This is a genomic window from Paenibacillus jiangxiensis, from assembly GCF_046098255.1.
Lineage (GTDB): Bacteria > Bacillota > Bacilli > Paenibacillales > Paenibacillaceae > Paenibacillus > Paenibacillus jiagnxiensis.
In genome coordinates this window covers 26,415-43,774 of the sequence record NZ_JBJURI010000042.1, presented here as the reverse complement: position 1 = coordinate 43,774, position 17,360 = coordinate 26,415, and the positions used below count along the sequence as shown (strand labels likewise).

The window sequence follows — 17,360 nt, the reverse complement described above, 5'->3', positions numbered from 1 at the left end:
TCCTCGGTTCATCTATTTTAAAAATGCAGCACAGCGTGCTGCATTCTTCATCCATTGAACTTGTCTAACTATCTATATCGGCAGATCAGAATCTTTTCTTAACGACCTGATCCAAATTATTCAGCATAATTCCCGTTCCCTTAACTACACAGTGCATAGGATCTTCGGCCACCAGCACAGGCACCCGCAGCTGCTGCGAGAGCAGCTCGTCCAATCCGCTGAGCAGCGCTCCGCCTCCAGTGAGAATGACGCCGCGGTCAATGATATCCGCCGACAATTCCGGCGGCGTCCGCTCAAGCACCGACTTCGCTGCAGCTACAATGCTGGTTACCGGATCTTCCAAGGCCTCCTGCACTTCACTGGCGGAAATGGAGATCGTCTTAGGAAGACCTGACACCATATCCCGTCCGCGAATGTCCATTTCAGCCTGGCGACCGTCCGGATGCACGGTTCCAATGGCAATTTTGATATCCTCGGCGGTACGTTCCCCGATCAGGAGCTTGTACTTTGCTTTAACAAACTTGGAAATGGTCTCGTCGAACTTGTCCCCCGCCATTTTGATCGATGAAGCCGTAACGATATCCCCCATCGACAGCACGGCCACATCCGTCGTTCCGCCTCCGATGTCCACAACCATATTTCCGCTAGGCTCGAAAATATCCATGCCCGCACCGATCGCCGCCGCCTTGGGCTCTTCCTCCAGGAAAACCTCCCGGGCTCCGCTTCGTTCAGCCGCTTCACGAATTGCCTTTTGCTCCACCGAAGTGATGTTGGTAGGCGCACAGATCAAAATCCGGGGACGGCTGTACCAGCTTTTACCCCCTACCCGGCTGATAAAATATTTCAGCATGGACTCCGTAATTTCGAAGTCTGCAATAACCCCGTCACGCAGCGGGCGGATAGCCGTAATGTTGCCAGGTGTCCGTCCGACCATGCGGCGCGCTTCCTCTCCGACAGCAAGGACTCTCTTCGTATCCCCCTCTATGGCAACGACAGAAGGTTCGTCTAATACGACCCCCCTTCCTTTCACGTGTATCAGCACGTTCGCCGTGCCCAGATCGATTCCGATATCCTTGCTAATCATATAAAAGAGCCCCCAAAGTCATATTTTAAAAAGTGACAAGAACCGGCAAATGTATGTGCAATATTGGAGTGTTTCGTGACATAATTCGATCTTGTACCATCTTTTAACATATCATACTTCAGGGGAAGGATTCAATGGATAAGTGCATGTAATTTCTATAAAAATTCAGGGTTTTCCGGAGACCATAACATCCTGCGTGCTGTCGTTCGTTTTTTTGTATTTAATTTTTGTCGCTTCCCCTCCCCGCAGATGGCGGATGGATTTATGGTATTCCAAAATATGCTTTACCTGATCCGCAAGGTCCGGATTGATTTCAGGCAGCCGTTCGGTCAAATCCTTATGCACCGTGCTCTTGGATACACCGAACTCCTTGGCGATCGTACGGACCGTATGTCTGGTTTCTACGATGCAGCGGCCGATTTTGATGGTCCGTTCCTTGATGTAATCGTGCACACTCCCGCCTCCCCACTGTGGATAGTTTGGTACATTATATGAGTGGCAGGGATAGATATGCTCGGTTTGGCGCTGTGACAAGCTTCCGAGGCCCTAATTATTTCCTTGCGGGATGTGGACAAAGCCCCTGGAAGGCACAAAAAAAGGCAGAGGGACGGTTCCCCCTGCCTTCGGACGAGCAATATTATTTTTGCGGAAGCAGCGTTGCCGGATTTACCGGTTTGCCTTCCTGGATCACTTCGAAATGAAGATGGTTGTTCAGGTCCTTCTCCATTTCATTGCGGCCGGATGCAGCAATAACTTGCTCCTGTTTCACTTCATCGCCCTCTTTAACTTTTACCTGGTCAAGGCTTTGATACACGGTTTTGAGATTATCATCATGTGTAATTTCAACGATGTTGCCCATCAGAGGGTGCTGCTCCACACGGGTTACCTTTCCGCTCAGCGCAGCCTTTACATCAAATGCCGCGTCATCAGAGCGGGCCACATCAATACCTGTATTGGCCGTGAAGGTTTGGTCATATTCCACCATCGCGGCAGCCTGCTCATCTTCCGATGCGGTTTCATCAAAAAACGGCTTTACAATATTTACTTCGGCAGCGTTCGCCACTGGCCAAACCATATTCTCGGATTGGGCGACCACTTCCACACTTTCCTGCTGACCGTTAAGACCGACATCATCCGTTACACTGTTCGCTGTCTCTTGAGCGGTTGGATCCTGCTCCAATGGTTTTGTGCTGGTATCCTGATAGACCCACACAAGAGTTAGTATGATGGCTGCTGCGGCAATGTAGGCTGCAGGATATACCCACCTTTTGGACAACAGCTTTTTCCACGAAGACGGCTGTGAAGCTCTTTCTCCCATTGTATTTTTGGAAGATTCTTCATGATTTTGGTTTTTGTTTTGTTCATTCATGGTTTCATCACCTCAGTAACAAGTGTTACCGGGTGCTACTCTTTTATACTCGTATTCTCAGAAAATTTGAAAATTTTCTATAGTATCCATTTAAAGCAGCTGCGAGGCCTTGGAGAAATTTATTCCCGTGTAGTAGTGTTTGAGAATTTGGGTTGCCGTATAACCTTCCTTGGCCATCCCGTTGGCCCCCCATTGGCTCATGCCGACTCCGTGGCCATTGCCATAAGTAGTGATGACCATTTGGTCTCCCCGGATTGCCCACGTGAATTCGCTGGAACGCAGTCCAAGCCGCTGGCGCAGGTCGGTTCCTTTAAAAACGGTATCTCCGATTCGGATGCTCTTAATCCGGTGGCCTTCGGTAGTAGAAAGAATTTTAGTTTCCGGGAAAGCCCCCGAGCCTGAAGCAGCCTGTACAGCTTCCCCTCTCAGACCGAGTTTGTCCAAAACTTCCGCGGTCTTCATGGTTATCGATTCTTTATAGCCTGGCGCAATCTTCTGATCCCAGGGGCTTGGAACACTGCGGAGATAAGGGACGGAAGCCGTCCATACATCCTCGGAATTTTCCGTATATCCATTGCTTGTTGAGAAAAAAGACGCAGTGATCGGCTTCCCTTTATACGTCATTATAATATCATTCGTTTCTTTGACAGCCTTCCGGATGGAAGCCAGTTCTGCGGCCCGCTGCGGCTCCTTCTCCTGCTGCCGAATTGCTGACAGCGGCAAATATACTTGATGATCGACGGTGTCCGTGACATCGGCCCCTTTAGGAGCGCCGCTGCTATCATTGGCCAGCAAACGGCGGACGATGAAGGTCCTGGCCGCAATTGCCTGCGCTTTAAGAGCCTCATGCCCAAATTCAGGCGGCATTTCGGCTGCAACCACGCCTGTTATGTAGTCCTCAAGAGGAAGCGTCTCGATTGTGCCAGTTGAGCTTAAGAAGACACTGACCTTAACAGCCTTGGTCTGGGCCGGTTTCTTTGAGTCCGCGGGTTTTGACTGTGCTGCTGTATCCGGCTGAATTTTTCCTGTAGGCGCAGGCTGCGGGTGTGTCCCGCGGGGCCATACCAATACGGCTGGTAAAATAAGCGCCATCAGAATCAGGCTGGTTAAAGCAACAATCGGACCCGGCGGCAGACGCCGTCCCCGAGTGCGAAAGCTCTTCGGGCGGGTGGCTCTTCTACTACTGCCGGACTTAACTTTTATTTGGGCCGGTACAGCGTATAAGGGACGGGATTCTGAAGTGTCCTGCTCCTGCGCGGAAAGAAGCTTCCCGGGCTCGCTGCCGCGGCCTGCCGCTTCATCTGTTGGCGGAACGACTGGAATGCGGATCCTGGCACGAGAATCTTTCATTTTGGAGAAACCTCCGTTCTATGAAGTGAGACCGGGGTGCTTGACCGGACCGGATAGTCAATCATATGAGAGGTTCCCGCTTGATAGAACCGGATTTGAGAGAAATGCAGAAAGCCGCTATGCCTGGTTGCAGCACAAAAAAAGCCGCCCAGCCGCCGGTTTTGGCCCGGGGCGAGCAGCTCTGATGTGCGGGTATACTATTGAAATAAACCGGTTATGCAAGGGTCGGCTGTATTTTAAAAGTACCCTTCTTTTCTTCCTTGACAACCTTTTCGGCAGAAGCGGCTTCCAGCACGCTTTCTTCTACCGAAACGCGATAGATGTCGGCGCCAAGAGCTGTGAGCTTCTCAGCCAGATGCACATATCCGCGGTCTATATGATGAACACCGCTAACCTCTGTAGATCCTTCAGCAACGAGACCGGCCAGAATCAGGGCGGCACCTGCCCGCAAATCGGTAGCACATACTTTTGCGCCTGTCAGCTTGGCATTGCCGGTAACGATCGCCGAGCGTCCTTCCACCTTGATTTCCGCGTTCATCAACTGAAATTCATCCACATGCATGAAGCGGTTCTCAAACACCGTTTCGGTAATGACGCTCGTGCCTTCCGCAGCAAGCTGCAGCGCCATCATCTGGGATTGCATATCTGTCGGAAAGCCTGGATATGGCAAAGTTTTGACATCAACCGCTTTAAGAGGTTTGCTGGCAATGACACGAATACCATTTTCATCCGGCTGGATTGTAACGCCCATTTCCTCCATCTTCGCAATAACTGGCCCCAGATGGTCGGAGATGGCGCCTTCTACATAGACGTCTCCACCTGTTATGGCGGCGGCTGCCATATAAGTACCGGCCTCGATCCGGTCAGGAATGACCGTATGACGGACACCGTGCAGCTTCTCAACACCCTCGATGCGAATTACTCCGGTGCCGGCGCCGCGCACCTTGGCTCCCATCCCGTTCAGGTAGTTGGCCAGGTCCACGATTTCCGGTTCTCTTGCCGCATTATCGATAATCGTAGTCCCCTCGGCCAGCGAAGCCGCCATCATAATATTCTCGGTCGCTCCAACACTGGCAACGTCCAAATAAATTTTGGCGCCACGCAGGCGGCCCTGGCTTCTCGCTTCCACATAGCCCTGGCCCAGGCTGATTTCAGCCCCCAGCGCCTCGAAGCCCTTCAGATGCTGATCGATTGGGCGTGTACCGATAGCACAGCCTCCCGGAAGGGAAATTCTTGTATGCCCCATCCGCGCCAGCAACGGCCCCATGACCAGAAAAGATGCGCGCATTTTCCGTACCCATTCATACGGCGCTTCGCAGGATGTGATCGCCCGTGCGTCAACACGAATAATTTCGTCTTGATATGTAACGCTTGCTCCCAGCGATTCCAATACTTTATTAATCGTCATTACATCGTCTAGAGGAGGCGCGTCAACAATGACGCTTTCTCCTTCTTCCCCTAAAAGAGAGGCAGCGATAATCGGAAGAACGGAGTTTTTGGCTCCGCTAACTTTCACGCTTCCGACCAGTCTATTGCCGCCGCGGACGATAAATTTGCTCATCATGCTTCCCTCCGCGCGTCACTTTCCTTTTCCGGTGTGGAAAAAAAGAACGGTATCCGCTATTTTCGTGTCTCGCAGCCCGGCAGTTCCAAGGTCGGAGTCCCGCGGCAAACGAGGTTCATTTTCTGTAAATGTAGTGTAAAAAAATGATTAAAATTCGAAATAAATCGTATAGACTTGGTAACTCACTAAATTCCATCATATCATCGTTCAAAGCGCTTATACAAGCATTTTTTCATTTCGCATGTCTGCAGCGCCTGTTTACGCTGATGCCGACTGTGAGCCAAAGCCATGTAAACACATTGTTAACCACTGATGTCGATCCTATTCGACAATTCATGCTCTTAAAGGCATACAGAGATATAACCAAATGTTTTAATATCAAAACATATACCTTAGCAGCTGGCTCCAGGAAATATAATCGAGCAGAAAACCGGCCACAAGCCGTCCAAGCACTACGGCCAAAAACAAATGCAGAAGCCTTCCTTGCGGACCTTTTGGATTTCTGATCCACAAGTCGAACTTAACACTCTGCAGCGCCCACCAGGCAAAGGCAATGCATATGAGAGATACCATCATGGATACCATGCTGCTCATGCCTGCTGTCTGGCCGATCTGCCGAGTTAATTCATCCGTCACGATTTAGCACCTCCGAATCACTGAGCGCTGTACATTGATAGCCGCCCGACTGTTCGGACCGTGAACAGCCTATATATGCATCATATGCGTCAGCGCTCAAAATGCAAACGATGAAATCAGGATTCTTTCATGCCTGCTTGCCGGCTCGGACTATTCTATAATACTTGCCGAAAGCATAACAATCCAGTCCCATTTACGTTATTTTCAATAAGTTTCGACATTTTTCAATATTTGTTATCCTAATATGCTTGAAATTCCGAGCAAACTTCATGTAACTGAAGGTTTTTGCACTCCCTTTATTTGTCCGTTAGCTGCCCGTCTCTACAAAAAAAAAGCCCGCGCGGTTTAAGCCGCCGGGCTTTCGACCTATATACTATTGATTCTTTAGTCCTGCAAACACAAATTATTTTCCGGCCACTTTCAAGCGGTTCATGGCTTTTTGCATCGCCAGCTCCGCTCTGCGGTGGTCATACTCATCCTGCTTGCTCTGCAAACGGACCTCGGCACGTTCCCGAGCCGCTTTGGCGCGTTCCACATCAATATCAGACGGACGTTCCGCGCTTTCAGCGAGAATGACGACTTTATCTTTCCGGATTTCCACAAAACCGCCGTTGACCGCCAGGATTTCAGTCCTACCGCTGGTTTTGATACTGACCGGAGCAATCTGCAAAGGAGTGACCATCGGAATGTGCCCGGCCAAAATGCCGAGTTCCCCTTCCACGCCCCGAACGTTCAGACTCTCCACTTGCTCCGAATAAACCTGGCGCTCAGGGGTCACAATTTCCAATAAAAAGGTGCTCACTTCCATCCCTCCTGACAGGCTGTCCATTGACAGCCCACTTCATAAGGCTTACCTGCTATCATGCGCAATTACAGATTTTTGGCCTTTTCAACCGCTTCTTCAATTGTGCCTACAAACAGGAAAGCCGCTTCCGGAAGATTGTCGTGCTTGCCTTCCAGAATTTCTTTAAAGCTGCGCACCGTTTCTTTAACAGGCACATATTTGCCCGGAATGCCGTTGAAGGCTTCGGCTACGTGGAACGGCTGAGACAGGAAGCGCTGGATTTTGCGCGCCCGCGCAACCAGCATCTTGTCTTCCTCGCTGAGCTCATCCATACCAAGAATCGCAATAATATCCTGAAGCTCATTATAACGGGCCAGAATTCGTTTAACGCCTTGGGCTACCTGGTAGTGCTCTTCACCTACAACTTCAGGAGTAAGAATACGCGAGCTGGATGCCAGCGGGTCCACCGCCGGATAAATGCCCATCTCGGAGATTTTACGCTCCAGGTTCGTCGTAGCATCCAAGTGCGCGAACGTAGTCGCCGGAGCCGGGTCCGTATAGTCGTCCGCAGGCACATAGATAGCCTGAATCGAGGTAACCGAACCTTTTTTTGTGGATGTAATACGCTCCTGCAATTGGCCCATTTCTGTTGCCAGTGTCGGCTGGTAACCTACTGCGGACGGCATCCGTCCCAGCAGGGCCGATACTTCCGAACCCGCCTGGGTAAAGCGGAAGATGTTATCAACGAACAGCAGCACGTCGCGGCCTTCCTGATCACGGAAGTATTCCGCCATGGTCAGACCTGTCAGGGCTACACGCAGGCGGGCACCTGGCGGCTCGTTCATTTGTCCGAACACCATCGCTGTTTTGCTGATAACGCCGGAATCCTTCATTTCATGGTACAGGTCATTACCTTCACGGGTACGTTCGCCTACACCTGCAAATACGGAAATACCGCCGTGCTCCTGAGCGATGTTATTGATCAATTCCTGGATTGTTACGGTTTTACCTACACCCGCACCGCCGAACAAGCCGACTTTACCGCCCTTGGCATAAGGCGCGAGCAGGTCGATTACCTTGATGCCTGTTTCCAGCATTTCCGCCTGTGTTGTAAGCTCATCAAACGCTGGCGCCTGGCGGTGAATTGGATTGATGACAGCACTGTCCACAGAGCCTGCATCGTCAATCGGTTGACCCAAAACGTTGAATACACGTCCGAGTGTAGCTTCACCTACCGGCACCGAGATCGGCGCTCCCATATCTACCGCGTCCATACCGCGTACAAGACCGTCGGTGGAAGACATCGCGATACACCGTACACGGTTGTCTCCCAGATGCTTGGAAGCTTCCAGCGTCAGGTCGATTTTGTTGCCGCCTTCCGTTTCGCCTTGGATTGCAATCGCATTGAGAATTTCCGGAAGCTGGCCGCGTTCAAATTCAACGTCGACTACCGGACCCATAATGCTCACAACGCGTCCTTTGTTCATATTCCTGTTTCCCTCCTACAAGCTTTGCATAGCAAATTCCGATACGTTGCCTGTTGCTTGCTCCGCTAGGCTATGATATTAATGATACTCCGGTCACACTTGCGCATTTGCTCCCGCTACAATCTCCGTGATTTCCTGAGTGATTGCCGCCTGGCGAGCGCGGTTATAAGTAAGCGTCAGCTCGTTAATCATCTTCGTTGCATTCTTCGTCGCTGCGCCCATCGCTGTCATCTTCGCCCCCAGCTCACTTGCCTTGCCGTCAAGCAAAGCTCCGTAAATAAGGGTTTCCGCATAACGGGGAAGCAGCACTTCAAGCACACCCTCCGCTGACGGCTCATATTCGTAGCTGGCGGACAGAGACGCTTCAGAAGCTGTTGGAGCCGCCATCGGCAGCAGACAGTCCACCGTAGGAATCTGGGTCAAAGCATTCACGAACCGGTTATAACATATATACAGCTCATCAAATTCGCCCTTTTCAAATCCTTGGACCGCATTGTAGGCGATGGACTTGATATCCGCAAATGCAGGCGAATCGGACAGATCCGTTACCGTATCCGCCAAAGCATATCCCCGGCGGGTAAAGAAGTCGCGTCCTTTGCGCCCGATGACGAACAGCACAAACTCATCCTGCGAGCTGTGGCGTTCAGCAATGGTTGCAGTGACGGCGCGTAAAATGTTCGAGTTGTAGCCGCCGGCAAGACCGCGGTCAGAAGTGATGATCAGATATGCCGTTTTCTTCACCGGACGGGATTCCAGCATCGGATGCTTAATGCCTTTGGTCCCGGCAGCGATGCTGGCGACCACTTCCTTAAGCTTCTCCGCATAAGGACGGGCGGCGCTGGCTTTCTCCTGTGCTCTTCTCAGCTTGGATGCCGCTACCATTTCCATCGCTTTGGTGATCTGCTTCGTGTTCTGCACACTTTTAATTTGGCGTTTAATCTCGCGCATGCCTTTTGCCATGATTTCACCACCTTAAAGCTTTGACGAAGTCAAAGTTTTCTTCGAAAGCCGCTAATTTAAAGCTTTGACCGAGTCAAAGCTTGCTGCAAGCAAAACAACGTACGATCCTATGGATGAGCCAAGCCCGGCTGGCAGAGCGGACTTGGCTGAAAATCACTTATTTGCAAAATACAGCTTAAGCCGAGGCGGCAAAGGTTTTCTTGAACTGCTCGATGGCCGCTTTCAGCGCTGTTTCGTTATCTGCAACAAGATCCTTCGTATCGCGGATCGATTGCAGGATGCTGTCATGGTTAGATTGCATATACAGCAGGAATTCCTTTTCGAAACGTTGAACATCGCCCACCGGAATATCGTCAAGGTAACCTTTAACCGCTGTATACAAGCTTACAACCTGCATCTCAACAGCCAGTGGCTGGTTCACGTCCTGCTTCAGGATTTCCATCATACGGGCACCGCGGTCAAGACGGGCCTTGGTCGATCTATCCAGATCGGAACCGAACTGTGCGAACGCCTGAAGCTCGCGGTATTGAGCCAGATCCAGACGCAGGGTGCCTGCAACCTTCTTCATGGCCTTGATCTGCGCGGAGCTGCCGACACGGGATACGGAGATACCCACGTTGATCGCCGGCCGCTGGCCTGCATAGAACAGGTCTGCCTCCAGGAAGATCTGTCCGTCCGTAATCGAGATTACATTCGTAGGAATATAGGCCGACACGTCGGAAGCCTGAGTTTCGATGAAAGGCAGTGCCGTCATGGAGCCGCCGCCCAGCTCGTCGTTCAGCTTGGCCGCGCGTTCCAGCAAGCGGGAGTGCAGATAGAATACGTCGCCTGGATAAGCTTCCCGGCCCGGAGGACGGCGGAGCAGCAGGGACAATTCACGGTATGCCGCTGCCTGTTTGGTCAGGTCATCGTATACGATCAGGACGTGCTCGCCTTTGAACATGAAGTACTCGCCCATCGCAGCGCCTGCATATGGTGCGATGTACAGCAATGGCGAAGGCTCGGAAGCCGATGCCGTTACAACGATTGTATATTCCAATGCTCCATTGCGGCGCAGTGTTTCAACAACCTGTGCCACAGTGGACTGCTTCTGGCCGATGGCAACATAGATACACTTCATACCGCTGCCTTTTTGGTTCAAAATAGCGTCGATAGCAATGGAAGTTTTACCAGTCTGACGGTCACCGATAATCAATTCCCGCTGGCCGCGGCCAATTGGTATCATCGCATCAATCGCCTTGATGCCTGTTTGCATCGGTTCATGGACGGATTTACGCGCCATAACGCCAGGGGCTTTGTATTCCACGGGACGGAATTCCGTAGTGGCAATCGGACCTTTACCGTCTACCGGCATACCCAGCGGATTCACGACACGCCCGATCATAGCATCACCCACAGGCACCTGCATAATTTGTCCCGTACGCTTTACTTGTCCGCCTTCGCGTATATCGGAGTATTCACCCAAAATAACGACACCGACATTGCTTTCTTCCACGTTGAGTGCCAAGCCCAAAACGCCGTTCTCGAATTCAACCAGCTCGCCTGCCATAACTTTCTCAAGACCGTAGACACGGGCGATCCCGTCACCGACTTCTACAACGGAACCGACCTCAACAACCTCAATGTCCGTTTTATACTGCTCTATTTGACTTTTAATCAATGTGCTGATTTCTTCAGGTCTGATACTCAAGTGTGTTCACCCCTATCTTCTATACTCGTCTATTGAAAGACTTCTCGAGCCGCTCCAGCTTGCCGGCCACACTGCCGTCGAACATCGTGTCACCGATGACCACCTTCAATCCGCCGAGCAGTTCCGGGTCCACGATATTTTCCACCCGAATCGTTTTATTTACACGCGCGCCGAATTGTTCGGCGACCGCCGCTTTTTCCTCATCATCAAGCGCATATGCTGAGTACACTTTGGCATCGGCAAGGCCAAGCTTATCCTCCTGAATTGCCAGATAACCGTCCAGCAGCGCTCCGAACAGATCCGCTCTGCCCCGCTGAACGAGCAGCTTGATCGTATTGAGGACAGGAGCGGACAGTTTGCCCTCAAAGCTTCCGGCCAACACCTGCAGCTTCACCGGCTCCGGCACATTCGGGGAATTGATGAACCCCCGGATATCCGAATCTCCTGAAACAGCCTCCACGAAGGCCCTGAGCTCCTGTTCCGTCTCCGTTACCTTCTGCTGCTGCTCGGCTACTTCGAACAGGGCCTTCGCATACCGTTTGGCAACTACAGTGTCCTGGCTCATGCTCTGCCCCCTACCTCTTTCAGGTACTGGTCAACGAGCTCTTCCTGGACTTGATCATCCTTGATTTCTTTCTGAATCAGCTTGGAAGCAATCTGCACGGATGCTTTGCCCACTTCGCTGCGCAGGGCGGCAATCGCTTTATTGCGCTCGCTTGCGATCTCGCGCACGGCTTCGTCCTTGAGACGCTCCGCTTCGCTGCGCGCCTCGCCGATAATTTGCTCAGCCTGCTTGCTGCCGGTTTGCTTCGATTGCTCAATGATATCGTAGGCTTCCTTGCGTGCCTGCTGCAGAGCCTGTTTTTGCTCCTCCACGTAGGCCGCTGCCTGCTCGCGGGTTTGTTTCGCTTCGTTCATTTGCTGTGTGACAAGCTCACGCCGCTTCTCCATGACGGAAAAGAGGGGACCGAAAGCATAACGGTTCAACAGCCAGTACAGAATCAAAAACGCGATTAACGTAAGAACGATAGATGTCCATTCCAAATGCAATTGAAGTCACTCCTTTCCGGTAAACGTCGGTTCTATTAACATGATCATATTCAATTCAACAAAGAAGGCGCGGATGGCTGTGCCTTCCCCGCCAAACCTTGTTCCATTCAATTAAGCTGCTGCGTAGAAAATGAATGCCAAAACGACACCGATGATCGGCAGGGCCTCTACCAGACCTACACCGATAAACATTACCGTTTGCAGCGTGGATTTCGCTTCTGGCTGACGAGCGATACCTTCAACTGTTTTACTTACGATCAGACCGTTACCGATACCTGCGCCAAGCGCGCCCAAACCTACAGCGATAGCTGCTGCTACAAATGCCCAAACTCCCATTGTTAATAATCCTCCTTAGAGATGTGAAATTGTGTTATTCATATATTTACAGTTAAGCGCGAAGCGATACTCCTGAACTTAACTTTGAAACCTAGTGTTCATCATGCGATTCTGTTGCCTGAGAGATATAAACGAACGTCAGGATTGTAAAGACGAACGCCTGGATCGCCCCGACAAATATACTGAAGCCCTGCCATACAATCAATCCGAGTACGGAAGCAATCGAGCCTGCCACACCCAGGGCCGCCAGCTTGAGCAGCACGGAAATCAGAACCTCGCCTGCGAAAATGTTACCAAACAAACGCATTCCGTGTGTCAGCAGCTTGGAGAACTGCTCGATCAGGTTGATCGGCAGGAAGAAAGGGAACGGCTGCACATAATGCTTAAAGTAAGCTTTAGTGTTCCGGAACATGCCAAGGATATGTACCAGCAAGAAGATCATGCCGGCCAAAGACATGGCAACCCCTGCATCCGCCGTAGGTGATTTCCACCATTGTACGGCCGCGTGTGGGTGTTCCTCAGGATTTTTCTCATGTGCCTCCGCAAACAGATCCTGCACTGAAACGAGCGGTTTACCGAAGAATGTCGCCTCAGCGGGATCTTCATAATTGGTAACGATACCGAACGGCAAACCCAGCAGGTTGCTTACAAAAATGAACATGATAAGCGTCATGCCGAGAGACAGAAAAGGCTTGCCCTTCTTCAAATCCATTGTGCTGGAAATCATATTTTGAATGAATTCCACGACCCATTCCATAAAATTCTGCAGCTTTCCCGGATTTTCGACTGATAAATTTCTGGTAGCCAATCGGGCAAGAACAAACACAATGGTACAGGTCACAATCAGCATCAATATGATCGACAGGTCAAAACGCAATCCGCCAAGTTCGATAATCGGTGATTCATGCATTTTTTCTCACCCCTTTCTCAATCTCGCTGTTTATCTTCCAGAAGTGCAAATATGATACCTATCACTAAAAGAAGGAGTTGTCCGAAGACAAGACTTGCCGCCACCGCGATTTCATGAAAATAAGACGGAAACTCCAGAGCAAGAACCATAGCGAGGATAGAGGTAGCAACTCTTACGCCGAAACCTATCCCTACAACCCTCTTGCCACTTTCGCCAGCCGCGGCAGATGCCACCTTCCCGACTTTATAGGACATATAGAGCACATTTAGACAGCTTACTACGGTTCCCAGAACCAAACCGTGAGCTACATCACGGTGATGCGGCATCAAACCCGCCACCAGGAAGCAAAGAGCCATAAAAAAAAGCGCGACAATCCACAGTACTCTTTGAAATCTGGCCATTTCACTCATTGCTGTTCCTCAATACCTTTCTGATGACCATGGCAACGCTGACTCCGCCGGCAGCCAATCCCGCGAGAACGCTTACGGCAATCCATATACCTGTCCCCCCCAGCTTCTCATCCAGCCATCTGCCCACATAAAACCCAGCAAAAGCGCATACAGCCAAATCAATGCCGAGAGCGCTGACAAGACCAATTGCCTTCCAGGGATTTCCCCCGTTATTCCGGTTGCGATCCGGCTTTTTCGGCTCGGCCATTTCCACGTCACCCCTGCAATTCCAGTCCATTTTACTGAATGACCAGACTTTTTGTCAATGAACAGATTTTAGCGCCCTAAAGCGGGAAAATCAGCCAAAAACAAGGTATTAAAGCGGTTCAACCCCTTGCAAACCGTACAGTTGAACTGTATGTTCAACTGCCGGTTTGTAAGAACTTGATTCAAAGTTATTTTGTGAACATTCTGTGAAACTGTTCTGGACGCTGCTCCAGGATGCCAAAATGGTGAAGTATAGCATTGACAATTCTTTCCGAAGCGTGCCCGTCACCGTACGGATTCGCCGCCCTGCTCATCGTTTCATAGGTTGCAGAATCGGTCAGCAGCGCTTTGGTACGTTCATATACCTTTTCTTCATCCGTACCGACAAGCTCAAGCGTCCCCGCTTCGATGCCCTCAGGCCGTTCCGTGGTATCTCTGAGCACCAGTACCGGCACGCCGAAGGACGGCGCCTCCTCCTGAATTCCGCCCGAATCGGTCAAAATCAGGTGGGTATGGCCGAAGAAATTATGGAGATCCACTACGTCCAGCGGATCGATCAGCCGGATGCGCGGATGGTCGCCCAAAATTTCAAATGCCGGCTCTTTCACCGCCGGGCTCGGGTGCACCGGATACACGATCACCACATCCTCGAATTCGTCCGCGATGCGCTTGACCGCCCGGAAAATGTTGCGGTGCGGCTCTCCCTGCGACTCGCGGCGGTGCGCGGTCATCAAGATCAGGCGCTTGCCTGCCGCCCATTTCAGGACCGGATGCTCATAATCCTCGCGCACCGTATATTGGAAGACATCCGTTACCGTATTGCCTGTTACGTAAATGCGGTCTTCCGGCTTGTTCTCCCTGCGCAGGTTGCCAGCCGACCAATCCGTCGGGGAGAAATGAAGATCGGCCAGCACGCCGGTCAGCTGCCGGTTCATCTCCTCAGGGTAAGGGGACAGCTTGTTCCACGTCCGCAGCCCTGCTTCAACATGGCCAACCTGAATCTGCTGCATGAAGGCGGCATAGCTGGCGAGGAAGGTCGTCAGCGTATCTCCGTGCACCAGCACAATATCCGGCTTCGCTTCCCGAAGGACGGGCTCCAGTCCCGCCAGAACGCGCAGCGTAATTTCGTTCAGGGTCTGCCGGTCCTTCATCACGTCGAGATCGTAATCAGGACTGATGTTGAACACCTCAAGCACCTGATCCAGCATCTCGCGATGCTGTGCTGTTACACACACAATCGATTCGATATGCTCAGGGTGACGCTGAAGCTCGAGAATAAGCGGCGCCATTTTGATCGCTTCGGGACGCACACCGAAAATGGTCATTACTTTAATTTTAGACATTTCAGACTCCTTTTAACGGGTTTTACGGCTTCACTCACTTCGTGCCATACAGCCGGTCACCGGCATCGCCAAGCCCCGGCACAATATAGCCGTGATCGTCGAGACGCTCGTCCAGCGCAGCTACATAAATATCAACATCCGGATGAGCGTCCTGTACCGCTTTCACGCCTTCCGGAGCAGCAATCAGGTTCATCATCTTGATCTGCGTGCAGCCGCGCTTCTTGAGCACATCGATCGCCGCAATCGCCGAACCGCCGGTAGCCAGCATCGGATCGATCACAATCAGTTCGCGCTCCGTTACATCCGTAGGAAGCTTGGTGTAATATTCCACAGGCTGCAGCGTTTCCGGGTCACGGAACAGTCCTACATGCCCTACCTTCGCAGCCGGGAGCAGCTTGACCACGCCGTCCAGCATGCCCAGCCCCGCCCGCAGAATCGGGATCAATCCCAGCATCCTGCCAGAGATTACCTTGCCTTCCGTTTCGGCTACCGGCGTTTGTACCCGGATGCCTTCAAGCGGTATATCACGCGTAATCTCATAAGCCATCAAAGTGGCCACTTCATCCACCAATTCACGAAAGTCTTTAGTATTGGTACGTACATCTCGAATAAAAGTCAACTTGTGCTGAATTAAAGGGTGATCGCATATCACCAATTTGCCCATAAAAAGTCCCTCCGGTGTTCACTCAATAAAATACCTGTACATACATCCTGCCACAAATCCCGTCTATTATATCATTCCCAAGCATGATTTAACACCTGTCGCGACCCGGTTTTCCTTGTTTCCATCCAAATCTCTGAAAACGCAAGAACTCCGCCAGGCATCTACGCCTGACGGAGCCCGTGACTCAGAGGATAACATCCATTTTCCACTCATCTGAACTTCAGGTTATCCCAGCTGTCCTGTAATTGCTGCAGCAATTCCTTCCTCGTAATAACGCCGGCAATATAGGCCTGCATACTGCTGCTGTTATCATGGTTGTACCCCTTCGGAAACCTCGGAAAGTTCCATGTCCAAATCCTGCCTGATTTTGCATGCTCGGATACAACCATGCCAAGATCGCCTGTGACCTCCGGATTGGCCTCCATCGTCTTGAATGCAGGGACGAACTGGAATTTCTCCGTAATAAATTTCTTGCCTGTTTCCGAAGTAGCAAGCCAGTTCAGAAACTCCTTCGCTTCCTCTTTCACCGGCGAGTTTTTGTTCACCACCCAATTGGCGGCCACCCCGACAGCGATTTTATCGCCATGTGAAGGATCATTATCGATCGGGGCAGGCAGAATGCCCAAATTCAGATCCGGATTGATCCCGTCGATCTGCGGCTGCGTCCAGTTGCCCTGATGCATCATGGCGGCCTGCCCGTCCGCGAACATGGTAACCTGTGCGTTATAATCCGTGGTCAAAGGATAAGGGTTTCCGTATTTCACCATCAGATCGAGCAAATCAAGCCATTTTTCAAAAACAGGGTTGCCGGGGATCTGCATGGCTCCGTCATTAAGGCCTGCGATAAAGCCCGCCGGATCGTCCTGTTGGGCGAAAGGAATGTTGCCCAGATGGTTGCCGAGAATCCAAAACTCCGCAAAGCCGTTGGCGAAAGGCGTAATTCCGGCTTTCTTGAGACGTCCGGCCGTCTCCTCCAGTTCATTCAATGTGCGCGGAAGCTTGGTAATCCCCGCTTTATTAAACAGATCTTTATTATAGATAATTCCGAAGCCTTCCAGATTCATGGGCTGACCGTAGATTTTCCCGTTCACGGTCATCGGCTCACGGGCAAAATCGTCGAGATCCTTCACCCACGGCTGGTCTGACAGGTCCTCCATATATTCAAACCACGTTTCCCGGTCCTCATAACCCTCGTTCGTAAAAATATCAGGCTGATCGCCGGACGCGAATCTCGCTTTCAACGCAGAAGCATAATCGGCCCCGCCGCCCACGGACTGAATGTCCAGCTTAATACCGGGATGCGTCCGTTCATACTCCGCCTTCAGCTCCTGCATCGGCTCCAGCAGCTCCACCTTGAACTGGAAAATATGAATCGTCTTCACATTGCCATCCATCCGCGCGGCGTTTCCGCAGCCGGATAAAATCATCGTCATGGCCGTACACAGTGCAAGGACAAGCAGCAGCGGTCTCCTCATCG

At 51.4% G+C, this 17,360-nt stretch carries 19 protein-coding genes; all 19 read right to left on the bottom strand.

Features of this window, described 5'->3' with window-relative positions:
• Nucleotides 1-85: 85 nt before the first annotated feature.
• Nucleotides 86-1,084 (bottom strand): rod shape-determining protein, encoded by a 999-nt coding sequence (gene mreB, locus ACI1P2_RS28460; RefSeq protein WP_355326402.1) that lies wholly within the window; start codon nt 1,082-1,084, stop codon nt 86-88.
• A gap of 165 nt (nt 1,085-1,249) precedes the next feature.
• Complete coding sequence (gene spoIIID / locus ACI1P2_RS28455; RefSeq protein ID WP_355326399.1) at nt 1,250-1,537, bottom strand: sporulation transcriptional regulator SpoIIID; 288 nt, start codon at nt 1,535-1,537, stop codon at nt 1,250-1,252.
• 184 nt (nt 1,538-1,721) lie between these two features.
• A complete protein-coding gene (locus tag ACI1P2_RS28450) occupies nt 1,722-2,453 on the bottom strand; it encodes a M23 family metallopeptidase (RefSeq protein WP_355326396.1) in 732 nt (243 codons plus the stop codon).
• Nucleotides 2,454-2,543: 90 nt separating this feature from the next.
• The gene (spoIID, locus tag ACI1P2_RS28445; RefSeq protein ID WP_355326393.1) at nt 2,544-3,803 is read right to left on the bottom strand and encodes a stage II sporulation protein D; all 1,260 of its coding nucleotides are present in this window, start codon (nt 3,801-3,803) and stop codon (nt 2,544-2,546) included.
• 214 nt (nt 3,804-4,017) lie between these two features.
• Nucleotides 4,018-5,364 (bottom strand): UDP-N-acetylglucosamine 1-carboxyvinyltransferase, encoded by a 1,347-nt coding sequence (gene murA / locus ACI1P2_RS28440; protein ID WP_355326390.1) that lies wholly within the window; start codon nt 5,362-5,364, stop codon nt 4,018-4,020.
• Nucleotides 5,365-5,745: 381 nt separating this feature from the next.
• Entirely contained in the window at nt 5,746-5,961 is a 216-nt protein-coding gene (locus ACI1P2_RS28435; protein ID WP_355326430.1) for a DUF1146 family protein, read from the bottom strand.
• A gap of 445 nt (nt 5,962-6,406) precedes the next feature.
• On the bottom strand, nt 6,407-6,805 hold the full coding sequence (locus ACI1P2_RS28430) for a F0F1 ATP synthase subunit epsilon (RefSeq protein ID WP_355326387.1): 399 nt from the start codon (nt 6,803-6,805) through the stop codon (nt 6,407-6,409).
• 68 nt (nt 6,806-6,873) lie between these two features.
• Nucleotides 6,874-8,274, bottom strand: coding sequence for a F0F1 ATP synthase subunit beta (gene atpD, locus ACI1P2_RS28425; protein ID WP_355326384.1), 1,401 nt, complete (start codon nt 8,272-8,274; stop codon nt 6,874-6,876).
• A 93-nt stretch (nt 8,275-8,367) separates the two neighbouring features.
• A complete protein-coding gene (gene atpG, locus ACI1P2_RS28420) occupies nt 8,368-9,234 on the bottom strand; it encodes an ATP synthase F1 subunit gamma (protein WP_355326382.1) in 867 nt (288 codons plus the stop codon).
• Nucleotides 9,235-9,409: 175 nt separating this feature from the next.
• Entirely contained in the window at nt 9,410-10,924 is a 1,515-nt protein-coding gene (atpA, locus tag ACI1P2_RS28415) for a F0F1 ATP synthase subunit alpha (RefSeq protein ID WP_355326379.1), read from the bottom strand.
• A gap of 19 nt (nt 10,925-10,943) precedes the next feature.
• Entirely contained in the window at nt 10,944-11,489 is a 546-nt protein-coding gene (locus ACI1P2_RS28410) for a F0F1 ATP synthase subunit delta (RefSeq protein ID WP_355326376.1), read from the bottom strand.
• Nucleotides 11,486-11,974, bottom strand: a complete 489-nt coding sequence (atpF, locus tag ACI1P2_RS28405) for a F0F1 ATP synthase subunit B (protein ID WP_355326371.1) — start codon at nt 11,972-11,974, stop codon at nt 11,486-11,488. The genes ACI1P2_RS28410 and atpF overlap by 4 nt, the downstream gene beginning before the upstream one ends.
• A gap of 111 nt (nt 11,975-12,085) precedes the next feature.
• Complete coding sequence (atpE, locus tag ACI1P2_RS28400) at nt 12,086-12,310, bottom strand: F0F1 ATP synthase subunit C (protein ID WP_355326366.1); 225 nt, start codon at nt 12,308-12,310, stop codon at nt 12,086-12,088.
• 91 nt (nt 12,311-12,401) lie between these two features.
• Complete coding sequence (gene atpB / locus ACI1P2_RS28395; protein ID WP_355326364.1) at nt 12,402-13,220, bottom strand: F0F1 ATP synthase subunit A; 819 nt, start codon at nt 13,218-13,220, stop codon at nt 12,402-12,404.
• A 17-nt stretch (nt 13,221-13,237) separates the two neighbouring features.
• A complete protein-coding gene (locus tag ACI1P2_RS28390; RefSeq protein ID WP_355326361.1) occupies nt 13,238-13,630 on the bottom strand; it encodes an ATP synthase subunit I in 393 nt (130 codons plus the stop codon).
• Nucleotides 13,623-13,877, bottom strand: coding sequence for an AtpZ/AtpI family protein (locus tag ACI1P2_RS28385; RefSeq protein ID WP_355326358.1), 255 nt, complete (start codon nt 13,875-13,877; stop codon nt 13,623-13,625). The genes ACI1P2_RS28390 and ACI1P2_RS28385 overlap by 8 nt, the downstream gene beginning before the upstream one ends.
• 187 nt (nt 13,878-14,064) lie before the next feature.
• On the bottom strand, nt 14,065-15,219 hold the full coding sequence (gene wecB / locus ACI1P2_RS28380; protein ID WP_355326355.1) for a non-hydrolyzing UDP-N-acetylglucosamine 2-epimerase: 1,155 nt from the start codon (nt 15,217-15,219) through the stop codon (nt 14,065-14,067).
• 34 nt (nt 15,220-15,253) lie between these two features.
• The gene (gene upp, locus ACI1P2_RS28375) at nt 15,254-15,883 is read right to left on the bottom strand and encodes a uracil phosphoribosyltransferase (protein WP_355326353.1); all 630 of its coding nucleotides are present in this window, start codon (nt 15,881-15,883) and stop codon (nt 15,254-15,256) included.
• A gap of 209 nt (nt 15,884-16,092) precedes the next feature.
• Nucleotides 16,093-17,358, bottom strand: a complete 1,266-nt coding sequence (locus ACI1P2_RS28370) for an ABC transporter substrate-binding protein (protein ID WP_355326350.1) — start codon at nt 17,356-17,358, stop codon at nt 16,093-16,095.
• Nucleotides 17,359-17,360 lie beyond the last annotated feature (2 nt).